This window comes from Amycolatopsis sp. NPDC102389 (assembly GCF_044765885.1).
In the GTDB taxonomy this organism is placed as follows: Bacteria; Actinomycetota; Actinomycetes; order Mycobacteriales; family Pseudonocardiaceae; genus Amycolatopsis.
Map to the genome: position 1 here is coordinate 31,465 of NZ_JBIWKX010000013.1, position 17,577 is coordinate 49,041.

Sequence of the window (17,577 nt, forward strand, 5' to 3'; positions counted from 1 at the left end):
ATAGGATTCATGTCAATACTATAGTCAGGCAAGATCAAGCGTCCCGGCCGCGCGGGATATCGTGATGCGACTAAGGAGGGACACATGGCTTCCCCGCGGAAGTCCGGACGGCAGCCGCTCGCCGACCGGATGTACGAGGTGCTGCTGGGCCAGTTCACCGACGGCCGATGGTCCGCGGGCGAACCGGTCAACATCGGTGCGCTGTCACGAGAACTCGACGTCAGCCAGACCCCGCTCCGGGAAGCGCTGGCACGGCTGGAGCACACCGGGCTCGTCCGTCGCGAGGCGCTCAAGGGTTACCGGGTCGCTCCGCTGCTCACCGAGTTCGAGCTGATCAAGCTGATGGACGCCCGCCTGGTCCTCGAACCCGCACTCGCCTACGAAGCCGCCCGCCGGACGACGCCCGAGTTTCTCGACGAGGTCCTGGAGAGCGTCGACGACCTCGCTCGGGCGGCCACATCGCCCGCTACGGCGGCCTTCAGTGCCTATTGGACGATCGACGAGCGGTTCCATCTGCTCATCGCCGCCCAGGCGGACAACCCGTTCCTGGAGAAGGCCTACCGGTCGCTCGGCGGCCAGGTGCAGAGGTTCCGGTTCTTCGCGAAGCTCGGTTCGGCCAGGGGGGCGCCCGGGCTCGCGGCGGAGGAGCATCGCGCCGTCTACCACGCGCTGGTGGCGGGGGAGGCCGATGAAGCGGCGGCCGCCATGCGGCGGCATATCGAGAACGCGAAGCAGCGCGTTTTGGAAGACCGGAGGTCGGTCGAGGCGGCCGACCTCCCGGTTGGTCGTTGAATCTCTTGAATGTATAACGACCTATACGACCGGGTAAAGTTCAAACCCTAGCTACTCGATAAGGCCAAGGAAAAACTCTCGGACGTCCGCCGAGAGCAGATCCGGAACCTCCATGGCCGCGAAGTGGCCGCCACGGTCGAATTCCGACCAGTGCCTGATGTCGAACAACCGCTCGGCGAGTGGGCGCACCGACCGCGTGATGTCATGCGGGAGCACGGCGACGCCGAGCGGTACGCGGCAGCGGGCGTCCACCTTTCCGGCGTCGTGGTGGAGCCGCGCGGACGAGGCCGCGGTGGCGGTCAGCCAGTACAGCGAGATGTCGGTGAGCATCCGGTCGTCGTCGACCGGCGTGCGCGGGTCCGTCCACTGCGCGAAGCGCTCGGCGATCCACGCCAGCTGGCCAACCGGCGAGTCGGTCAACGCGTAGCCGATGGTCTGCGGGGTGGCGACCTGCAAGGCCTGGTACGGCGGACGACTCGCCATGAGCTGCTTGACCTTCTCGAGGCGCGCTTCGTCCTCTTCGGACAGTTCGATGGCGGCGTCGGGATCCGGCCGGGTCGGCAGGTAGTTCACATGAACGCCGACGACGTGCTCCGGTGCCACCGCGCCGAGCGCTGTCGAGATACCTGAGCCGAAGTCGCCGCCTTGGGCTCCGTAGCGCTCGTAGCCGAGGCGGCGCATCAGCTCGGCCCAGGCCCGGGCGATCCGCTCGACGCTCCAGCCGCGTTCCTGGGTCGGGCCCGAGAAGCCGTAGCCGGGAATCGAGGGGATCACCAGGTGGAAATCGCGCGCCAGTGGCTCGATCATGCCCAGGAACTCCAAGAACGAGCCGGGCCACCCGTGGGTGAGGACCAGCGCGAGTGCGTCCGGGTTCTCCGACCGGACGTGTACGAAATGGATGTTCTGGCCTTCGATCTCGGTGGTGAAGTGTGGCAGCTTGTTGAGTTCGGCTTCCTGGGCGCGCCAGTCGTAGCCGGTCCGCCAGTATTCGGCGAGTTCTCTGAGCCGGGTGAGCGGGAATCCATAGTCCGAGCCCGCGTGGGCGACCTCGTTGGGCCAGCGGGTGCGGGCCAGCCGGTCGGCGAGGTCGTCGAGGTCGGCCTGGGGGATGTCGATGCGGAAGGGCTTGATCACAGCGGATCTCCTCGATTCGTTGGGGCGCTAAACGTTTGGTAACCCAACGATACCGGAATCGTTCGGGCGCCCAACGATTCGTTAGACTCGTCACATGGACGACCCCTCGCAGGAACCGCGTGGCGGCTGGCGAAAGCTGCCCAGCTGGCTGCTCACCCAGACCGCGAACCACGCGCATCGCCTGGTGGCCGACGGGTTCTCCGCGGTCGACGCCCGCGGCTACCACTACCGCGTGCTGGCGACGCTGGACGAGTTCGGGCCGGCCAGCCAGGCGGCACTGGGCCGCCGGAGCGGCATACACGTGAGCGAGATGGTCGCGACGATCAACGAGCTGGCCGAGCGCGAACTGGTCGAGCGTGCCCCGGATCCGGCTGATCGGCGGCGCAACGTCGTCTCGCTGACCACGGCGGGCAAGCGACAGCTGCGGCGGCTGGAGAAACAGCTGGCCGAACGTCAGGGCGAACTGCTGGCACCGCTGTCGTCCGACGAGCGGAAGCGGTTCACCGAATTGCTGTCGAAGCTGTTGGATCACCACGACCGGCGAAGCGGCGAGGGCATTGAGGGGTGAGCCCGATGGTGTTTCAGGTAGCCCGGCCTGCTCTGCCGTGAAGGCCTCCTTGAGGGACCCAGAGTCCCTCAAGGAGGCCTTCACGTACCTACACGCGACGAGGGCGCCGGAACATCGCGGGTCGGGGTCATGAGTGGCGGTTCGGGGTTCTATTGAGGGGTAAGTCAAACGTGGCGTGGGCCCTCTCCGCTGACGTCCAAGCGTCGCTGAGTGTCCACGAGAGACAGTGTCCGTCTACGCGGTGTCCGGTTTATGTCTATATGTACGATCCTGGCCGGGGTCGTGAGTGATAATGAGGGTTAGAACCCTCTTTGCCACTCACGACTCCCTCGCGGAACCGTGCAGACTACCCAAACCGGACACTGGCAGCCCGAAGGGCGTCCTTTATGGACATTCACCGCGCGATCGGCCCTCGTCGGTCAGCGCGGACCCAGGCCGCAAAGAGTGCGCGGCACGCCATATTCGACTTACCCCTCAATAACCCGAATCGCCACTCATGAGGTGCGGACGACACGACGCGCGGCCGGGTCCCACCGCGAGTCGTCTGCCTGAACACGCGTGTCGTCGATCCCAACACGTGTGTCGTCCATCCAGTCACGCGAAAACGCCACCGGCACATCGGCAGTAGGTATCTAACACACGGTTGGCTCCAACCCGAAACGCCAGTCACGACCCCCGCGCAGAACTGCTCACCGGTGCGCCAAACGGACATCCGGTCGCCACAAACTGTCCGATGTAGACGACCACGGCACCTTTGCCCCTTCGGCTCAAGAGAACCCCTGGGCGGAAGCCAGAAACGCCTGCCGGGCGTCGGAAGTGCTGTGCTGTGGCCAAAGAGCTTGCAGCGGTACGTGCACGGCCTGCCGTAGTTCCTTGACGCGGACGGCGCCGCCCGCCGCCGGGCCGGGTGGCGCGGTCACGAAGGCGACGCCTTCGGTGTCGAGGACGGCGGTGACCGGTGGTGTTCCCTGGATCGGGTTGCGCCGGACGCGTGGTTCGAATCCCGCGTCGCGGCAGAGGTTGACGAGCAGATCGGTGTATCCGGACCGGCCGGGGTGGCCCCAGACGGTGATCTCTTCGCCGTCGAGGTCGCTCAGTTCGAGGTCGTCGCGGTCGGCGAGCCGGTGACCGGCGGCGACGGCGACGTTGAGCCGCTGCCGGATCAGGGTGGTGCCGACCAGGCCGTGTACGAGAGTCAGCGCGCGGCCGAGGCCGAGGTCCAGTTGCCCGCCGAGCAGTTGCGCGATCAGTTCGTCGGGGTAGCGCTGGTTGACGTCGATGACGAGCCCGGGGTCGGGCTGGTGTTTGCGCAGCAGGGCGGTGACCTCGTCGCCGGTGACGGCGGGGGTGTGGCCGACGCGGAGCCGTTCCGGTTCGCTCCGGCCAATGCGCCGGGCACGCTGGACGGCCGAGTCGGCGATGCCGTGCAGGAGGTGGGCGTCGGCGATCAGGGCCTGCCCGGCGGGGAGGACGGTGACCCCGGTGGCGCTCCGCTCGAGGAGGGGGACGCCGACTTCCCGCTCGAGCGTGCGCACCGAGGTCGACAGCGCCTGCTGGCTCAGGTGCAGCCGGGTCGCCGCGCGGGTGAAGCTGCCTTCTTCGGCGACGGCGATGAGGTGGTTCAGCTTGTACAGGTCCAGGCCCACCCCGGGGTTCCCCTTCGTGTCCGGTCTACGGCGTCTTGGCCAGCGTAAGGGTCAGCGGGTGGTGTAGCCGCCGTTCGGGAACATCGTCTGGCCGGTGAACCAGCCGCCGTCGGTGGCCAGGAAGCGGATGATCGGCACGATGTCCTCGATCTTCGTCAGCCGGCCGCCCATAGCCTGGGACTTGTGGAATTCGACCCGCTCGGGGGTTTCCTGCGGGTAGAAGAACGGGGTGTCCATCGGGCCGGGTGCGACGACGTTGACCGAGATGCCGCGGTCGGCGAACTCCTTGGCGGCCGCCCTGGTGAACTGCTCCAGCGGGGCTTTGCCGCCGGCGTAGGTGGAGTAGCCGTCGGTGAAGGCCGCCAGCAGTGAGGTGCCGAGGCTGATGATCTTGCCGTTGTCGGAGAGGCGCCGTCCGGCTTCCTGGATGAAGAAGTAGGCGGCTTTCGCGTTGACCGCGAACATGCGGTCGTAGTCCTCTTCGGTGGTTTCGAGGATCGGCTTGCGCAGCACCATGCCGGTGGTGTTGACCGCGATGTCGGCGCCGCCGAAGGTGTCGACGGCGGTGTCGAAGAGGCGGCGGACGTCGGCGACCTTGGTCAGGTCGCCTTGGACGGCGACGGCTTCGGATCCGGTGCCGCGGACGGCCTCGACGGTCTTCTCGGCGTCGGCCGCGGAGCCGTCGCCGTGGTAGTGGACGACGACCTTGGCGCCGGCCTCGCCGAGTGTGGTGGACAGGAGTCCGCCGAGGTTCTTCGCGCCGCCGGCGATGATCGCCACTGTTCCGTTCAGGTTCTGTTCGCTCATGATCTCGACCGTAGGAGCCGGGGGCGGGCGCGGGGAAACACAAGATCGAGGTGGGGTCACAACCCTGGTTTGTGGGCTTTCCCACCTGCGCGGAGCCGGGAATCTTCGGGATCGAACGGCGAGATGACTTCACATTGTGGACACTCTGATCGTGCTCCGAGAAGTCGACGACCTTGATCAACCCGCTGCTCCCGAGAAGGCGCCCGTGCAGGGGCGTCCGGCGCGTGTGTTCGAGAGAGTCCTCGACAGACTGGCCTGGTCGCCTTACCCGAGGGCGATCGTGCTGTATCTGGTGATCCGCACGGCGAGTGTCCAGTTGCTCGATCTGCTGGCCGCCCGGCGCGGTGTCACCTTGACCGATCGGCTGACCGCGTGGGACGGGCAGTGGTATCTGCGGCTGGCGGTGCACGGGTACGCGGATCTGCCGGGGACGCTGGACGCGGCGCGGCAGCCGTATCCGGACGCGCCGATGGCGTTCTTCCCGTTGTATCCGAAGCTCGTCGGTGCGGTGATGTGGCTCGGGCCCGATGTCGTGACGGCGGCGTTGACGGTGTCGGTGCTGGCCGGTCTGGTGCTGGCGTGCGGGCTGGTCCGGATCGGGCGGGCGGTGTCGCCGGATCGGGGTGACCGGACCGGGTTGGTGCTGGTGGCGTTGTGGGCCGGGGCGCCGATGGCGATCGTGTTCTCGATGGCTTACACGGAGGCGGTGTTCTGCGCGTTCGCCGTGTGGGCGCTGGTGGGTGTGCTGGAACGGCGCTGGTTGCTGGCGGGCTTGTGTGCTTTCGCGGCGGGTTTGTCGAGGTCGACGGCGGTGGTGCTGGTCGCGGTGGTCGTCGTGGCGGCGTTGATCGTGGTGTTCCGGCGTGGTGAGAAGCGCTGGTGGGCGCTGTCGGGCGCGGTGATCGCTCCGTTGGGGGTGGCGGGGTATCTGGGGTTCGTCGCGTACCGGACGGGGAGTTGGACCGGCTGGCAGGACATCGAGTTGCGGGGCTGGAACACCGAGTTCGATTTCGGGGCGGAGACCGTGGATTCGGTGGTGGCGCGGTTGACCGGGGACGAGTCGGTGTTCAGCACGCTGACGGTGTTGCTGCTGCTGGGCGCGGTGGCGTTGGTGCTGGTGGCGGCGTTCACGCGGGTGCCGTGGCCGTTGACGCTCTACGGGGCCGGGGTGTTGTTGCTGGCCATCGGCACGCGGGGGCTGCCGGACGCGAAGATCCGGTTCATCCTGCCGGCTTTTCCGGTGCTGGTCCCGATCGCGATCGGGTTGTCGAAGCGGCGGACGGTGACGGCGGTGGCGGCCGCGGTGGCGTGGGTGGTGCTGGGTGCGTGGTTCTCGGCGCATGCCCTGACGGCGTGGCGGTACGCGATCTAGCTCGCTTGCCGGGTCCGGTGGTCGGCGACGTGGACCCTGGTCGCGCAGCGGGTCGAGCAGAACCGGCGGCGGCCGTTGCGGGAGATGTCGACGTAGACCGTTTCGCAGCCTTCGCGTGAGCAGACGCCGAAGCGGTCCGGGGCGTCGCAGACGAGGTGCGCGAGTCCGCCGGCGGTGTAGGCCTTGACCCGGGGTGCGGTGCCCGCCTGTGCGTCGACGTAGTGCAGGTGGGGTGCTTTGCCGTCGTGGGTGGAGATGTAGGGCTTGGACGCGGAGTCGTGGAGCAGGGCGTTGACCAGGTCGACGCGGGTGGCCGGGTCGGCTTCGAAGACGCGCCGGAGTCGCTTGGTCCAGGCGATGATCTCGGTCGCTTCGTGGTCCTGTACGGCGGCGACGGTCATGCGGTCCCGGAAGATCGCGGTGAGCGTGGCCGGGTCGGCGGCGTCGCCCAGATTGACCAGTTCGGCGGCGATCTGCGCGGCCGCCCCGCCGTAAGGGTTGAAGTGCATTGACTCATTACAGCACGATCGGGGTATGGAAGCGAACAAGTGCCCGCGGTGTGCCTGGCCGCTGGCCGAACTGCCTGGAAGCGCGACGAAATCCCAGCGGGTCTCCCAGGGGAGGCTGGAGTACGTCCGGTGTCTGTGCGGGAGCTGGCTCGCGCGGGTGGACGGTGTCGTGATCGGGGCGACGAAGTCCCAGCTGGGCTCGGCTCGACTCTGACGGTGAAGGGGCCTTCGCCGCGTGAGACGCAGCGAAGGGCCCCTTCACCCCGCTCAGGTGTAGTAGCCCTCGACGGGGACGCGGGCCTCGTCGTACAGCGCCGGACCCTCCAGGCGAACGGGCGGTGCGGTGGCCGGCGGTTTGAGCGCGGTGACCTGTTCGCCGGAGAGGGCGAACACGACCCGTCCCAGGCCGGAGCGTTCGACGGCGCCCTGGCACATCCCGCAGGGCTGGCAGCTGGTGTACATCGTGGTCGCCGCGGCGACGGCGGGTTCGAGTTCGCGTGCGGCCCACACGGCGAGCTTCAGCTCCGGGTGCAGGCTGATGTCCGATCGCGACACCGTGGTGTTGTGGTCCTCGGCCAGCACCGCCCCGTCGGGGCCGACGAGCAGCGAGCCGAAGGGCGGGTCGCCGTCCTCGCGGGACTTCGCGGCCAGCTCGATGGCGCGGCGGAGGAACTTCTCGTCTTCGTCCGTCATGGTCGGTCCTGTTCGGTTCGGTAGTGGCCCAGTTCCCAGTGTGCTGCCACGGTCGCCAAGGCCTGCCAGGCGGTTTCCGGGCGGAGGGTCTCGTCGGGGTCGCCGGAGAACGGGTCGAGGACGACCGTCTCGGCGCCGAGGTGGCGAAGCCGGTCGAGGTCGTCGACGATCTGCTCGATCGTGCCTTCCCCGGCGGCGCGTTCGGGTGTGGTGACCGGGCGTTCGGTGATGTTCAGCAGGATCCGCGGCGTGAACGCGGGCACCGGCCGGTCGTGCGCGTCGGCGATGGTCTTGACCCTGGTGAGCGCTTCGGTGAGCCAGGGCAGCGTCGCCCGCAGCGGATGCCACGCGTCCCCTATCCGGACGGCGCGGCGGATCCCGGCGTCGCTGTTGCCGCCGACCCAGATCGGGATGTCGCCGGCGCGGTAGTCGGCGTCGTCGGCCCAGGCCTTCCGGACGGCGTCGAGATGGTCGTCGGTCAGCCGTCCCCGTTTCTCGAACGGGACGCCGAGTGCTTCGAACTCCTGGCGGGCCCAGCCGGACGCGACGCCGAGCACCAGCCGTCCGCCGCTGAGCTGGTTCAGATTCGCGGCCATGCGGGCGATCAGCAGTGGATGCCGGTACGGGACGATGAGCACGGTGGTGCCCAGCCGGATCCGGTTCGTCACGCCGGCGAGCCACGACAGCGTCGTGAACGGTTCGTAGAACGGCGCCGGGTACTGCTCGGCGACGTCGGGGGTGATGGCGACGTGGTCGGACACCATGAGCAGGTCGTAGCCGAGGCCTTCGACCGTGGTGGCCCAGCCGCGCAGGATCCCGGGGTCGGTCCCCGGTCCGAAGTTCGGGACGTTGACACCTATTCGCACAGGTCAAGGCTATCGACGGGGCGGAAACCCGGGAAGGGATCTTTCCCGGTGTATGACGGTTTCCGCCGTGGATCTGCCGGTATTCTCACTGGATGGCCGAGACTCTCGACGCGACGGACTGGGCGATCCTGGTCGAGCTCCAGAAGGACGGACGCCTTCCGCTCACCGAGCTGGGGAAGCGGGTCAGCTTGAGCGCGTCGGCGACGACGGAACGGGTCAAGCGGCTGGAGTCGGCCGGGGTGATCACCGGTTACCGCGCGGAGATCGACCTGGAGAAGGCCGGGTACGTGGTGCTCGCGGTGGTGCGGTTGAAGTACCCGGGCAGCAAGCACGCGCCGTTGCACAAGCTCCTCGCCGAGCGGACCGAGATCCTCGAATGTCTCCGCACGACCGGTGACGACTGCTATTCGCTGAAGATCGCGGCTCCGTCGATGGGGCGGCTGGAGGAGATCGTCAACGAGCTCGCGCTGTTCGGGAGCACGAACACCAACATCGTCTACAACCAGACGTTGCCCTACCGGGGGCCGCAGGGCCCGTGACCGCACCGGCCACGGGCCCTCTGGATCAGCGGCTCGCGGTCTCCCACAGACCGACGACGTTGCCTTCCGTGTCCTTGAAGTAGGCGGAGAAGCCCATGTCGCCGACCGCGGTCCGGCCGACGAGCATCGAACCGCCCTGCTTCTCGATGACCGCGAGCGTGTCGTCGACGCTGTCGACCTCGAGCACGATCACCGGGCCGGACGCGGGGCTGGATTCCTTCGCCAGCATCCCGCCGTTGATGTACCCCGGCTCCGCGGGCATGCCGGTCTCGGCGGTCGGCCCGGAAGCGACCATCGTGTAGTCCATCCCGGGCATCGTGTCGGCCTTCCAGCCGAAGACCTCCCGGTAGAAGCCGCGTGCGCGCTCGCCGTCCTCGAACGGAATCTCGAAGTGCACGACCCGTCCGGTCATGATGATCAACTCCTGTCGTGGCATCGGATCGGAACGCCACCAGCCAATAACCGCAGGCTTCGGCGCGCTAGAGGACTTCGCCCTCTCCGAACCAGCGGCGCACCGCCTCGAGCAGCTCCTCCTGGTCCTCGCCCGCCCACGCCACGTGACCGTCCGGCCGCAACAGCACGGCCGGTACAGCCAGTTCCTCGCTGACGTCGACGACGTGGTCGACGCGGCCCGCCCAGCCCCGCACCGAGAGCGAGCCGGTCTGGTCGAGCAGCAGGCCGCGGCCGCCGCGGGTCAGGCCGTAGAGGTGTCCCTGCTTGAGTTCCAGGTCGCGCATGCGGCGGCCGAGGAGTTCGTGTCCCTCGCCGAAGTCGTAGCGGATCGCGGTCGCGGTGATCTTCTCGGTCAGGAACCGGCTGACGTCCTCGAACTCCATCAGTTCCGCCAGCAGCCGCCGGACCGCCTGCGAACCCGGGTCGAGCGACATCAGCTGCATCTGCGCGCGGGTGTTGTCCAAGACCGCGGCGGCGACCGGATGCCGTTCGGCGTGGTAGGTGTCCAGCAGATCCTCCGGCGCCCAGCCGTTGACCGCCCCCGCGAGTTTCCAGCCGAGGTTGAAAGCGTCCTGGACGCCGAGGTTGAGCCCCTGTCCGCCGACCGGCGGGTGGATGTGCGCCGCGTCGCCCGCGAGGAATGCGCGTCCGGCCCGGTAGCGCTCGGCCAGCCGTGTGGCGTCGCCGAAGCGGGAGAGCCAGCGCGGCGAGTGCACGCCGAAGTCGCTTCCGGCGACCGCTTTGAGCTGTCGTTTGATCTCGTCGAAGGTCGGCGGGACCCGCGGGTCTTCGGCCAGGCCTTCGGCGGGCACGCCGACCCGGTACACGCCGTCGCCGATGGGGGAGAGGCCGAACCGCAGCTGGGTCTTGCGGACCTCGGTCATCACGGCGAGCACCGTTTCCCAGTCCTCGGTCAGTTCCATCTCGCCCAGCAGTGTCTCGGCGGTGGCGGGCTCGCCGGGGAAGTCGATCCCGAGGAGTTTGCGCACCGCGCTCCGGCCGCCGTCGCAGCCGACGAGGTAGCGCGAGCGCAGGCTCGTCCCGTCGGCCAGCTCGACGTCCACGCCGTCCTCGTCCTGGCTCAGGCCGACCAGTTCGCAGCCGCGGCGGATCTCGACGCCCACTTCGGCGGCGTGGTCGATCAGCAGGCGGTCGGTGACGGTCTGGGGAATGCCGAGGATGTAGGCGTGCGCGCTGTCCAGCGCCGGCGGCGGTTTGATGATGCCCGCGAAGGAGCCACCGACCGGATACTTCTTGCCGTTTTCGAGGAATCGCTCCAGCAGACCTCGCTGGTCCATCACCTCGATACTGCGCGCGTGCAGGCCCATGGAGCGGACGACCTTGGTCTGTTCCAGGTCCTTCTCCAGGACGACCACGTGGACGCTGTGCAGCCGCAGTTCGGCGCCCAGCATCATGCCGGTCGGTCCGCCGCCGGCGATGATCACGTCGATCAAGAGTTCCCCCGATTGTCGAGCTCGTGTCGTACGGCGGGGGATTCTGCGGCATGACCGGGGTCTTGCCGCAAGCCCCCAGGTGCGTTATACGTTAGAAGTGGCAGGGAGAGTCGATCTCTCTGCCGTCGTCATTTCAGTCCCCGGTGGCGGGACAAACCCCCGTTAGAGGCAACAGGTGCGATCACTGTGACCTGCGTCGAACATGTTCGCTACGAACTTGTTCGGAACGAACATGTTCGTTAAGCTGTGGCCATGGCGCCTGAGAAGAGTCGCCGGGAGCGCCCGGCCAAACCCGCGTTGACCCGCGACGGCATCGTCGCCGCCGCCGTCGCGATCCTGCGCGAGGAAGGTCTGCGCAAGGTCACGATGCGCCGGCTGGCGCAGGAACTCGACACCGGTGCGGCCTCGCTCTACGTCTACGTCCGCAACACCGCGGAGCTGCACGCGGCGATCCTGGACGAACTCCTCGGCACCATCGCCCCGCCGTCATCCGAAGGCGGCTGGCGTGACCGGCTCGAAGGTCTGCTCACGGCCTACACCGCGATGCTGCTGGAGTACCCCGGCCTCGCCTTGTCCGCACTGGTCGCCCGTCCGAGCGGTGAGAACTACCTCGGCCTGGTCGAGAACCTGCTCGCCCTGCTCGCCGAGGGCGACGTGCCCGCCGAACGGCGCGCCTGGGGGATCGACATCCTCCTGCAGCACGCGACATCGACCGCGGCCGAGCACGCCGAGCAGGAATCCCCGGACGACTGGGACGCCTTGGCCCGCGCCGTACGGGACGCCGACGAGACCACCCATCCCCAGATCGCCGCGCACGCGGCCGACCTGCTCACCGGGCGGCCCGCGCAGCGGATGTCGTGGGGATTGCAGGTGCTGATCACCGGCATCACGCAGACCAGCCTGCCACCCGAAAGGAACCCCACATGACCACGCATCACCCCATCGCGATCATCGGCGCCGGCCTCGGCGGACTCACCCTGGCCCGCGTCCTGCACGTCAACGGCATCACGGCCGCGGTCTTCGATCTCGACACGTCCCCCTCCGCCCGCACACAGGGCGGCATGCTCGACATCCACGAGGACTCCGGACAGGCGGCACTGCGGGCCGCCGGTCTCCACGACGAATTCCGCGCGCTCGTGCACCCCGGCGGCGAGGCCCTGCGCATCCTCGACCGGCACGCGGTCGTGCACCTCGACGAGACCGACGACGGCGACGGCGGCCGTCCCGAGGTCTCCCGAGGCGACCTGCGCGAGCTGCTGCTCGGCTCCCTGCCCGAGGGAACCGTGCGCTGGGGCGCCAAAACCACCGGTGCGCGTTCGCTCGCCGACGGCGGGCACGAAGTCACCTTGGCCGACGGCACGTCGTTCACCACGGACCTGCTGATCGGCGCCGACGGAGCGTGGTCCAAAGTCCGCCCACTGGTCTCCGACGCCGAACCGGCCTACGAAGGCATCTCCTTCGTCGAAGCGCACCTGCACGACGCCAAGGAACGCCACCCCGTGAGCGCCGCGCTCGCCGGCGACGGCATGTTCTTCGCGCTCGATGCGGGCAAAGGGTTTCTGGGGCACCTCGACACCACCGGCAGCCTTCACGTCTACATTGCGCTGAAGACCGCCGAGGACTGGGTCTCCACCATCGACTTCGCCGACACCGCCGCCGCGAAAGCCGCCGTACTGGACCACTTCGACGGCTGGGACGCCGGTCTGCGCGCGCTGATCATCGACGCCGACGATGAATTGACCCCACGACCGATCCACGCGCTGCCGATCGGACACCGCTGGGACCGGGTTCCCGGTGTCACCCTCCTCGGGGACGCCGCCCACCTGATGTCGCCGTTCGCCGGCGAGGGCGCCAACCTCGCGATGCTCGACGGCGCCGAACTCGGCCTCGCCCTCGCCGCCCATCCCGGCGACGTCGAGGCCGCACTCAAGGCCTACGAGACGGAACTCTTCCCGCGCAGCGAGGCCTCGGCGGCGGAATCCGCCGAAAGTCTCTTCCTCTGCTTCGCCGAAGATTCCCCGAAGCCGTTGCTGGAGCGGTTCGCGTCCTATCGCTGAGCCGAGCCCGCCGGCTGGGAGCGCCGGGCGTAGGCGCGGGCGGCGCGGGCCCGGTCACCACAGCGCACGGAACACCACTGACGGCGTCCGTTGCGCAGGAAGAACCGGGTGCACGGCGGAGACCCACAAGCGGCGATCCGCTCCGCGTCCGGCCCGGTCACCAGGTCCGCGGCGTTGGCGGCGAGTGTCGCCAACGCGTGTTCGACGATCTGCGTGATCGGATGCGACGCGGTCCGGTACAGCCCCCGGTCCGGGTCCCAGCGCAGGAGTTCGGCGGTGGGTGCCTTGCACAGCGCCTCGTTGACGGCGTTCAGGGCGCTCTGTGGCGCCGGGGCCGAGCAAGACCGCGACGCGAGGAGCACCCGCACCTGCTCACGCAACGAGCGGACCAGGCTCGCGCACAGCTCCTGCAGGCCGGCGTCGACCGGGGCGAGGCCCTGTTCGGCGAGCCAGTCCGTCGCGGCGGCCGGAGTGCCGAGGTAGTCGGTGATCTGGCCGCCGGGCAGGGCGATCGTGGTGTTGGCGAGCGCCAGCGCGACGTACTGCTCGGCGCCCGGGGCGGGAGGAAGGGCAGCGGTATCGTCCACGTTCTCATGGTAGGCGCTGGGTTCATCCATGAGAACCCTCACGGAAGTAGTTGCACTCTTCCGTGAGAACTGACTAATGTGACTCACGGAAAGAACAATACCTATCCGTGAGGTGGATGATGGACCAGATCAGCGACCAGCTCTCCGTCCAGGTCTTCGGCGGGCCGACCGCACTGATCGACTACGGCGGCGTGCGGCTCCTGACCGACCCGACGTTCGACGAGCCCGGCCACTACGAGAGGCCCAACGGCAGACCCGGCCTCACCAAGACCGCGCCGGCTTCGGGGAACCCCGCGGACCTCGGCCGCGTCGACGCCGTCCTGCTCTCCCACGACGAGCACCCCGACAACCTCGACCACTCCGGCCGGAAACTGCTGGCGGACGTGCCCTTGACGCTCACCACGCCCAGTGGCGCCGGACGGCTCGGCGGTACCGCGAAAGGGCTGGAGACCTGGGAGACGGTCGAACTCGACCGGCCCGGCGGGGGAGTCGTGACCGTGACCGCCGCGCCCGCGCTCCACGGACCGGAAGGCGCGGAGAAGGTCACCGGTGACGTCGTCGGCTTCGTGCTCACCGGCGAGGGGCTGCCGACGGTCTACGTCAGCGGCGACAACGCCTCGCTCGACGTCGTCCGGCAGGTCGCCGACCGGTTCGGCCCGATCGACACCGCCGTGCTCTTCGCCGGAGCCCCGCGCCTGAAGCCCGTCTTCGACGGTGCCCTGCTCGTCCTCGACAGCGCACTCGCCGCCGAGGCGACGCGAATCCTCGGCGCCCGCACGGTCGTCCCCGTGCACATCGACAGCTGGGACCACTTCACCGAAGGCCGCGAGGAGCTGGTGGCCGCGTTCACCTCGGCAGGGCTGGCCGAGCGGCTGCGGCTGAACTGAAACCGGTCGATGCGCGGCGCTTGATCCTCTACGTTCGGAGCCACACCGACGAGAAAGAGAGCGCCGCCATTCCCACCACCACACCGAGCATTCCCACCCCCGACGGACGGTCCGACGCCTTCGCCGCCTTCCCCGACACCGGAACGCATCCGGGTGTCCTCCTGTACCCGGACGCGCTCGGGCTGCGCCCCGTCCTGCGGGACATGGCCCGCGAACTGGCCGATCACGGCTACTACGTGTTGGTGCCCAACATCTTCTACCGGCACAGCGCGGTACCCGTGTTCGACCTTCCCGAGCACATCACCGCCGAGGAACGCCCCGCGTTGTTCGGTCAGATCATGCCTCTCGTCGAGGCGCACACCACCGAACGCGCCCTGAGCGACGCCGGCGCCTACCTCGACTTCCTCACCGCTCAGCCCGAGGTCAGCGCCGGACCGGTCGCCACCGTCGGCTACTGCATGGGCGCCGTCCTCGCGCTGCGCACCGCGACGGCCCACCCCGGCAAGGTCGCCGCCGTCGCCGGATTCCACCCCGGCGCGCTGGTCACCGACCAGCCCGACAGCCCGCACCGGCGGATCCCGGACCTCACCGCGGAAGTCCACCTCGGCCTCGCCGAGGGCGACATGACACCCGAGGCGATCACCGAGATCAGCCACGCGTTCGACGCCGCCGGTGTCGCCTACAGCTGCGAGATCTACCCCGGCACCGTCCACGGCTACACCATGTCCGACACCGACGCTTTCAACGAGGCCGGATATCGGCGTCACTGGGAACGGCTGCTCGCTGTCCTCGGGAGCACCCTGACCTCTTGAGCGACCGGCTGGACCATCCCGGCGGGCGTCCGCGATGCTGTTGGGCGTGAAGTACGTGTCCAGAGTGCCGCGGCCGCCGCTGGACGGGCTGATCGACGACCTCTATTACCTGGAGGGTGCGCCGCCGTACGCCCGGCTTACGCTGCCGCCGATGCCCGGGGCGTTCCTCATCGTCAACCTCGGACCGCCGTTCCGCATCCGCGCCGGCACCGACCTCGAGACGGCCGAGTACGCCGACGGCTGCGTGGTCACCACGCCCACCCGCGCGGTGGAGTTCGGCTACCCACCCGGGACCCGGTCCGTCGGCGTGCACTTCAAACCGTGGGGGCCGGCGCCGTTCCTGCCGATGCCCGCCGCCGAACTGTGCGACCGGCCGGTGACCCTGGAACAGGTTTGGGGCAGGGCCACCGTCGCCGGGCTGCGCGATCGGCTGGCCACGGCGGCCGGACCACACGAGATGCTGACGCTGCTCGAGGAGGAGCTGACGCGACGGCTGCGCGAGTCCGCCGGCCTGGAGCTGGTCCGCCATACGAGCGGTGTCCTCGCGGCGACCAGCGGCGCGGCGTCGATCGGCGGCCTGACCGTGGCGGCCGGAGTCAGCAGCACTCATCTGGCACAGCGGTTCAAACAGCTCGTCGGCGTCACCCCGAAGCGGCTGGCCCGCACTTACCGCCTCACCGCCACCGTGTTCGCGATCGACCCCGCCGGACCGGTCGACTGGGGTGACCTCGCGACCCGGGCCGGCTACTTCGATCAGGCCCACTTCGGCCACGAGTTCCGGGAATTCACCGGGCTCACGCCGACCCGGTACCTCGAAGTCCGGCGGCGGTTCCTGCGTGAACACCCCGATCACGCGCTGGACGGCTGGTCGCTGCCCACCGATTGATTTCTTACAAGAGCTACAGCGCGCGGCACGCTAGCTTCGGGGCACCCCGAAGCAAAGGAGAGCCCGTGGGCAAGGTGGTCATGTACGGCTCGGTGTCGGTGGACGGCTTCATCGCGGACGAGAACGACCAGCCAGGACCGCTGTTCGACTGGTTGACCGGCGGTGACGTCCCCCTGGACGAGAGCGGAGCGCTACAGGTATCGCGGACGTCCTACGACTACATCCGGCCGTATTGGGACCAGATCGGGGTGACGATCGCCGGCCGCCACGTCTTCGACATGACGGACGGCTGGGACGGGAAGCCGCCGGGCGGGATCGACCACGTGGTCGTCGTGACACACCGGCCGCGGCCCGAGGACTGGGACCCCGAGGCCCCATTTCACTTCGTCGACGGCGTCAAGGCCGCGATGGCCAAGGCGCAGGAGCTCGCGGGGGACCGCGTGGTGGAGGTCGCCGCCGGCGACGTCGGTGGCCAGATGCTCGCCGCGGGCCTGGTCGACGAGGTGCGCATGGACGTCGTGCCCGTGGTGTTCGGATCCGGCAAGCGCTACTTCGGGTCGGTCCACGCGCAGCACCTGTTGGAGGACCCCGACGCGGTGATTCAGGGCGGACGGGTGCTTCACCTGCGCTATCGGGTGCGCGTGCCATAGTCGGGTATATGCCGAACACCGAAGTCGCGGAAAACGACTATGACGCCTTCGCCGAGGCGTACGCGGCCGAGAACGAGACCAGCCTGAACAACGCCTACTACACACGGCCCGCGATCCTCGATCTGGCCGGAAACGTGACCGGCAGGCGGATCCTCGACGCCGGATGCGGCGCGGGACCGCTGTTCGAGGCACTGCGCGACCGGGGCGCCATCGTGACCGGCTTCGACTCCAGCGCCAAGATGGTGGAGCTGGCCCGGAAACGCCTCGGCGACGACGCGGACCTGCGGGTCGCCGACATCGGCGACCCGCTGCCCTTTCCCGACGGCGCCTTCGATGACGTTATCGCCGCCCTCGTCCTGCACTACCTCGAAGACTGGACGGCGCCGCTGGCCGAGATCCGGCGGGTGCTGAAACCCGGCGGCAGGCTGATCATGGCCGTCAACCATCCGATCATCTTCAAGCTGATCCACCCCGAAGCCGACTACTTCAAGACCGTCAAGTGGTCCGACGAGTACACCTTCAGCGGTCAGAAAGCCGTGCTGACGTACTGGCACCGGCCACTGCACGCGATGACGGACGCCTTCACCGAGGCGGGTTTCCGGACGGCCGTCGTCAGCGAACCTCCCCCGGGGCCGGGCGCCCGCGAGCGCTTCCCCGAGGAGCTCGCGGGCAAGACCGCCTTCTTGAGTTTCCTGTTCTTCGTCCTCGAGGCCGTCTAGCGCCGTGTCCTGAAAGGTGGCATGGCGGCCCGGGGGCAGGAACGAGCTGGTCAATGAGGGTCAGCGCAGTCTGAGTGTCCACAATGGACGGTTCCTGGCCTAAAAGTGACCGGTTTGGGGACTTTGCGCATCTTTGCGCGGAGGTC

At 68.7% G+C, this 17,577-nt stretch carries 21 protein-coding genes; 12 read left to right on the forward strand and 9 right to left on the reverse strand.

Annotated features, from left to right (window positions below):
* The first annotated feature begins 84 nt into the window (after positions 1-84).
* Positions 85-792: a GntR family transcriptional regulator gene (locus ACIRGA_RS14295; protein WP_400940789.1), complete on the forward strand. Its 708-nt coding sequence runs from the start codon at positions 85-87 to the stop codon at positions 790-792.
* Positions 793-843: 51 nt separating this feature from the next.
* Here ACIRGA_RS14295 and ACIRGA_RS14300 read toward each other — a convergent pair whose 3' ends face one another.
* Complete coding sequence (locus tag ACIRGA_RS14300) at positions 844-1,926, reverse strand: epoxide hydrolase family protein (protein ID WP_400940791.1); 1,083 nt, start codon at positions 1,924-1,926, stop codon at positions 844-846.
* Between the two features lie 94 nt (positions 1,927-2,020).
* Between ACIRGA_RS14300 and ACIRGA_RS14305 the strand changes: the two genes are divergently transcribed.
* Positions 2,021-2,494, forward strand: a complete 474-nt coding sequence (locus tag ACIRGA_RS14305) for a MarR family winged helix-turn-helix transcriptional regulator (RefSeq protein WP_400940794.1) — start codon at positions 2,021-2,023, stop codon at positions 2,492-2,494.
* Positions 2,495-3,261: 767 nt separating this feature from the next.
* On the opposite strand, the gene ACIRGA_RS14310 is transcribed toward ACIRGA_RS14305, so the two are convergent.
* Together ACIRGA_RS14310 and ACIRGA_RS14315 are read right to left on the reverse strand one after the other, a co-directional pair.
* Positions 3,262-4,140 (reverse strand): LysR family transcriptional regulator, encoded by an 879-nt coding sequence (locus ACIRGA_RS14310; protein ID WP_400940796.1) that lies wholly within the window; start codon positions 4,138-4,140, stop codon positions 3,262-3,264.
* Between the two features lie 51 nt (positions 4,141-4,191).
* Entirely contained in the window at positions 4,192-4,947 is a 756-nt protein-coding gene (locus ACIRGA_RS14315) for an SDR family oxidoreductase (protein WP_400940800.1), read from the reverse strand.
* A 151-nt stretch (positions 4,948-5,098) separates the two neighbouring features.
* On the opposite strand from ACIRGA_RS14315, the gene ACIRGA_RS14320 reads away from it, so the two are divergent.
* Positions 5,099-6,319, forward strand: a complete 1,221-nt coding sequence (locus ACIRGA_RS14320) for a hypothetical protein (protein WP_400940802.1) — start codon at positions 5,099-5,101, stop codon at positions 6,317-6,319.
* Here the strand turns inward: ACIRGA_RS14320 and ACIRGA_RS14325 are convergent.
* Positions 6,316-6,828, reverse strand: a complete 513-nt coding sequence (locus ACIRGA_RS14325; protein WP_400940804.1) for a CGNR zinc finger domain-containing protein — start codon at positions 6,826-6,828, stop codon at positions 6,316-6,318. The genes ACIRGA_RS14320 and ACIRGA_RS14325 overlap by 4 nt on opposite strands.
* 25 nt (positions 6,829-6,853) lie before the next feature.
* Here ACIRGA_RS14325 and ACIRGA_RS14330 point away from each other — a divergent pair, with 25 nt between their 5' ends.
* Positions 6,854-7,042: a hypothetical protein gene (locus ACIRGA_RS14330; protein WP_400940806.1), complete on the forward strand. Its 189-nt coding sequence runs from the start codon at positions 6,854-6,856 to the stop codon at positions 7,040-7,042.
* A gap of 53 nt (positions 7,043-7,095) precedes the next feature.
* On the opposite strand, the gene ACIRGA_RS14335 is transcribed toward ACIRGA_RS14330, so the two are convergent.
* Both ACIRGA_RS14335 and ACIRGA_RS14340 read right to left on the reverse strand, forming a co-directional pair.
* The gene (locus ACIRGA_RS14335; protein ID WP_400940808.1) at positions 7,096-7,521 is read right to left on the reverse strand and encodes a nucleoside deaminase; all 426 of its coding nucleotides are present in this window, start codon (positions 7,519-7,521) and stop codon (positions 7,096-7,098) included.
* Positions 7,518-8,387, reverse strand: a complete 870-nt coding sequence (locus tag ACIRGA_RS14340; protein ID WP_400940811.1) for an LLM class flavin-dependent oxidoreductase — start codon at positions 8,385-8,387, stop codon at positions 7,518-7,520. Before ACIRGA_RS14340 ends, ACIRGA_RS14335 begins: the two co-directional genes overlap by 4 nt.
* 92 nt (positions 8,388-8,479) lie before the next feature.
* On the opposite strand from ACIRGA_RS14340, the gene ACIRGA_RS14345 reads away from it, so the two are divergent.
* Entirely contained in the window at positions 8,480-8,926 is a 447-nt protein-coding gene (locus ACIRGA_RS14345) for an Lrp/AsnC family transcriptional regulator (protein ID WP_400940813.1), read from the forward strand.
* A 25-nt stretch (positions 8,927-8,951) separates the two neighbouring features.
* Here ACIRGA_RS14345 and ACIRGA_RS14350 read toward each other — a convergent pair whose 3' ends face one another.
* Together ACIRGA_RS14350 and rox are read right to left on the reverse strand one after the other, a co-directional pair.
* The gene (locus ACIRGA_RS14350; protein ID WP_400940816.1) at positions 8,952-9,338 is read right to left on the reverse strand and encodes a VOC family protein; all 387 of its coding nucleotides are present in this window, start codon (positions 9,336-9,338) and stop codon (positions 8,952-8,954) included.
* Between the two features lie 67 nt (positions 9,339-9,405).
* Positions 9,406-10,833: a rifampin monooxygenase gene (rox, locus tag ACIRGA_RS14355; RefSeq protein ID WP_400940819.1), complete on the reverse strand. Its 1,428-nt coding sequence runs from the start codon at positions 10,831-10,833 to the stop codon at positions 9,406-9,408.
* Between the two features lie 252 nt (positions 10,834-11,085).
* On the opposite strand from rox, the gene ACIRGA_RS14360 reads away from it, so the two are divergent.
* Positions 11,086-11,760, forward strand: coding sequence for a TetR/AcrR family transcriptional regulator (locus ACIRGA_RS14360; RefSeq protein ID WP_400940820.1), 675 nt, complete (start codon positions 11,086-11,088; stop codon positions 11,758-11,760).
* Positions 11,757-12,890 carry an FAD-dependent oxidoreductase gene (locus ACIRGA_RS14365; RefSeq protein WP_400940823.1) on the forward strand — a complete coding sequence of 378 codons (1,134 nt, stop codon included), beginning with the start codon at positions 11,757-11,759 and terminating at the stop codon, positions 12,888-12,890. Before ACIRGA_RS14360 ends, ACIRGA_RS14365 begins: the two co-directional genes overlap by 4 nt.
* Here ACIRGA_RS14365 and ACIRGA_RS14370 read toward each other — a convergent pair.
* Positions 12,881-13,507 (reverse strand): CGNR zinc finger domain-containing protein, encoded by a 627-nt coding sequence (locus ACIRGA_RS14370; protein ID WP_400940825.1) that lies wholly within the window; start codon positions 13,505-13,507, stop codon positions 12,881-12,883. The genes ACIRGA_RS14365 and ACIRGA_RS14370 overlap by 10 nt on opposite strands.
* Positions 13,508-13,596: 89 nt before the next feature.
* Between ACIRGA_RS14370 and ACIRGA_RS14375 the strand changes: the two genes are divergently transcribed.
* From ACIRGA_RS14375 to ACIRGA_RS14395, 5 genes are all read left to right on the forward strand, one after another.
* A complete protein-coding gene (locus tag ACIRGA_RS14375; RefSeq protein ID WP_400940828.1) occupies positions 13,597-14,364 on the forward strand; it encodes an MBL fold metallo-hydrolase in 768 nt (255 codons plus the stop codon).
* A 68-nt stretch (positions 14,365-14,432) separates the two neighbouring features.
* The gene (locus tag ACIRGA_RS14380) at positions 14,433-15,176 is read left to right on the forward strand and encodes a dienelactone hydrolase family protein (protein ID WP_400941087.1); all 744 of its coding nucleotides are present in this window, start codon (positions 14,433-14,435) and stop codon (positions 15,174-15,176) included.
* Positions 15,177-15,240: 64 nt separating this feature from the next.
* Positions 15,241-16,062 (forward strand): helix-turn-helix domain-containing protein, encoded by an 822-nt coding sequence (locus ACIRGA_RS14385; protein WP_400941090.1) that lies wholly within the window; start codon positions 15,241-15,243, stop codon positions 16,060-16,062.
* Between the two features lie 65 nt (positions 16,063-16,127).
* Complete coding sequence (locus ACIRGA_RS14390) at positions 16,128-16,712, forward strand: dihydrofolate reductase family protein (RefSeq protein WP_400940831.1); 585 nt, start codon at positions 16,128-16,130, stop codon at positions 16,710-16,712.
* An 8-nt stretch (positions 16,713-16,720) separates the two neighbouring features.
* Complete coding sequence (locus tag ACIRGA_RS14395; protein WP_400940833.1) at positions 16,721-17,431, forward strand: class I SAM-dependent methyltransferase; 711 nt, start codon at positions 16,721-16,723, stop codon at positions 17,429-17,431.
* Positions 17,432-17,577 lie beyond the last annotated feature (146 nt).